Source organism: Arthrobacter sp. Y3223164, assembly GCF_059091005.1.
On record NZ_JBNHGF010000311.1, the window covers coordinates 1 to 3,245 of the forward strand.

General features: G+C 68.1%; 3 protein-coding genes. All 3 read right to left on the bottom strand.

The window, feature by feature from the left end:
• Nucleotides 1–40 precede the first annotated feature (40 nt).
• Entirely contained in the window at nt 41–1,090 is a 1,050-nt protein-coding gene (locus AC5RUJ_RS13135; RefSeq protein ID WP_494012449.1) for a hemolysin family protein, read from the bottom strand.
• Nucleotides 1,091–1,098: 8 nt separating this feature from the next.
• Nucleotides 1,099–2,442 (bottom strand): hemolysin family protein, encoded by a 1,344-nt coding sequence (locus tag AC5RUJ_RS13140; protein WP_494025622.1) that lies wholly within the window; start codon nt 2,440–2,442, stop codon nt 1,099–1,101.
• Between the two features lie 331 nt (nt 2,443–2,773).
• A partial coding sequence (locus AC5RUJ_RS13145; protein ID WP_494155977.1) for an IMP dehydrogenase occupies nt 2,774–3,245 on the bottom strand: 472 nt, incomplete at its 5' end.

Genomic DNA, 3,245 nt, shown 5'->3' on the forward strand with positions numbered 1-3,245 from the left:
GTGGCGCGGAACGGTCCTGCCGCCCCGCGCCACGCGAGGGCTATTCGCCGGTCCGGCGCAGTCCCTGGGCCTGCGTTTCGTCGCGGATCTCGCCCACCAGCACTTCCAGCACGTCCTCGAGGAACAGCACGCCGTGCGTGGTGCCGTCGGACCCCAGCACGCGGGCAAGGTGCGAGCCGGTGCGCTGCATGACGGCGAGCGCGTCCTCAATTTCGTCATCGAGCGCCAGGTTGGCCAGGGTGCGGACCTTGGTGACCGGAATCGTCTTGTTGAGCCGGTCCTCCGGGATGGTCATCACGTCCTTGAGGTGCAGGTACCCGGTGAGGTTGTCGTTGGCATCGGCCACGGCAAACCGGGAGAACCCGGTCCGCCCCACCGCGCGCTCGAACTGCTCCGGCGTGGTGTCGACGCCGATGGTGACCAGTTCATCAAGCGGCACCATCACGGCGGCGGCGGTCACGGCAGAGAACTCCAGCGAACTGGAGATCAGTCCGGCGTCGTCGTCGACCAGCCCGTGCCTGGTGGATTCCTGCACAATGGACTGGACTTCCTCCAGCGTGAAGGTGGAAGAGACCTCGTCCTTCGGCTCGATCCGCACGGCCCGCAGCAAGTGGTTCGCGGTCCAGTTCAGGGTGGAGATCACCGGCCGCACTACCTTGGAGACCGCCACCAGCGGCGGAGCCAGCAGCAGCGCGGCCTTGTCTGCCATGGACACGGACATGTTCTTCGGCACCATTTCGCCGAAGGTCACGTGCAGGAACGTCACCAGCAGCAGCGCCACGGCGAACGAAATGCCGTAGGAGATCTCGTGCGGAATGCCCAGCCAGCCCTCCAGCGGCAGCAACAGCAGTTCCTTGATCGCCGGCTCGGCCACGTTCAGGATCAGCAGCGAACACACGGTGATGCCCAGCTGCGCGCAGGCCAGCATCAGGGAGACGTGCTCCATGGCCCAGAGCGTGGTCTTGGCGCGCTTGGAGCCGCTGTCGGCCAGCGGCTCGATCTGGCTGCGGCGGGCGGACATGACGGCGAATTCGGCGCCGACGAAGAACGCGTTGGCGAACAGCAGCACCACCAGCCAGAAAATTCCCATGGCGGCCATCAGAGCGCACCGCCCGCGGTGCCGGCCTCAGGCAGCACCGCACCGGTTGCCGGACTCGGGATGAAACGGACGCGGTCCACCCGCCGTCCGTCCAATCGCTCGACTTCCAGCGCGCCCCCGTCCACGGCCACGGTGTCCCCCACCACCGCAATCCTGCCCAGCTGCGCCATGATGAAGCCGCCGACCGTTTCGTAGCTGGCCCCGTCGGGCACGGTCAGCTGCGGGATTTGCTCGCTGACCTCGTCCGGACGCATCAGGCCGGGGAAGTACCAGTTTCCGGCGGCGCTCTGCAGCACGCCGGGCTTCACCCGGTCGTGCTCGTCGGCGACTTCGCCCACGATCTCTTCCACCAGGTCCTCCAGCGTCACCACGCCGGCGGTGCCGCCGTACTCGTCGAGCACCACGGCGAACTGAAGGTTTGCGGCCCGCAGCTCCGACAGCAGCGAATCCAGGTGCACCGTCTCGGGCACCCGCAGCACGTCGGCCATGATGGCGCCCACGGGCAGGTGCGGACGCTTCTTGCGCGGCACCCCGATCGCCTTCTTGATGTGCGCGACGCCGCGGACGTCGTCGGGGGAATCGCCGAGCACCGGGAACCGGGAGTAGCCGGTGCGGCGGGCCGCGGCGATGAGGTCGGCAACGGTCTGGTCCGCGTCGATGAACTCCACCCGGATGCGCGGCGTCATCACGTCCGCCGCGGTCCTGCCGGAGAAAGACAAGGTCTTGGCGAGGAAGTTCGCGGTCCCGGCATCCAGGGTGCCCATTTCCGCGGAGCGGCGTACCAGCGATGCCAGCTCGGAGGGCGTGCGGGCGCCGGACAGCTCTTCTTTGGCCTCCAGCCCGAACAGGTGCAGCACCTTGTTGGCGAAGCCGTTGAGCAGCAGCACGAACGGCTTGAACACCGCGGTGAAGATCAGTTGCGGCCGGGCCACCAGCTTGCCGACCGCCATGGGCAAGGCGATGGACGCGTTCTTCGGCACGAGTTCGCCCAGCAGCATGGACAGGAGGGTGGCGATCACCATGGCGATCACCGCGCCCACCGGCTGGATGACGGCCTCGGCCAGGCCCAGCGCGGTCAGCGGCGGACGCAGCAGCGAACTGATGGCCGGTTCCATCAGGAAACCGGTCAGCAGCGTGGTGAGGGTGATGCCGAGCTGGCAGCTGGAAAGTTGCGTGGAGAGGGACTTCAGGCATTTCATCAGCGGCACTGCACCGCGGTCGCCGTTGTCGATGGCGCGCTGCACGGTGGGCTGGTCAAGGGCCACCAGAGCGAATTCCACGGCGACAAAAAAGCCGGTGCCGAGGATCAGCAGCATGCCGGCGGTGATTTGGATCCATTCCATTTAGTGCGCCACCGCCCCAAACTTCAGGCGGTCGGAGGGAAACGGAGGGGGGTCGTCCGAGCCCGGACTAGGAGGCTCCTGACCGGCCGCGCGGGCGGCAAGTGTGTGACGGGCGCGTGCACGGGATTTGCCGGTGCTGGGTGACGCCTCGCACGCGGCGCCCTGCTGGGCTGCCTGTGCTCCCGCGGTCCGGCATGCTGCCTGCCCTGCGGGGTGCGTCACGGACCGGCTCCTAGAATAGCTGTCCATTATGGGCAATAGCGTAGCAGGCGGGGTTACGCCGGGGGCAGTCCCAGGCGGCCGTTCTGCCGCCGGCGTACCGGCGGCAGTCCTACCAGCTCTCCGGCAGCGGACGGCCTTCCTCGTAACCGGCGGCCGACTGCACGCCCACGATGGCGCGTTCGCGGAACTGCACCAGGTTCTGTGCGCCGGCGTAGGTCAGCGAGCTGCGCAGGCCGGCGGTGATCCCGTCCAGCAGGTCCTCGACGCCGGGGCGCAGCGGGTCCAGGTACATCTTGGAGGACGAAATGCCTTCTTCGAAGAGCGCCTTGCGGGCCCGTTCAAAGGCGTCCTCCCGCCGGGTCCGGTTTTGGACGGCGCGGGCCGACGCCATGCCAAAGCTTTCCTTGTACTTGCGGCCGTTGCTGTCCGTGAGCAGGTCTCCCGGGCTTTCGTGCGTTCCGGCGAACCAGGAACCGATCATCACCTGGCTGGCCCCGGCCGCCAGCGCCAGGGCGACATCCCGCGGATAGCGGACCCCGCCGTCGGCCCACACGTGGGCGCCGAGCTCCCGGGCCGCCTCC

Coding starts and splice junctions, on each gene's coding strand:
- AC5RUJ_RS13135 (WP_494012449.1), bottom strand. CDS start 1,090: ATGGGAATTTTCTGGCTGGTGGTGCTGCTGTTCGCCAACGCGTTCTTC.
- AC5RUJ_RS13140 (WP_494025622.1), bottom strand. CDS start 2,442: ATGGAATGGATCCAAATCACCGCCGGCATGCTGCTGATCCTCGGCACC.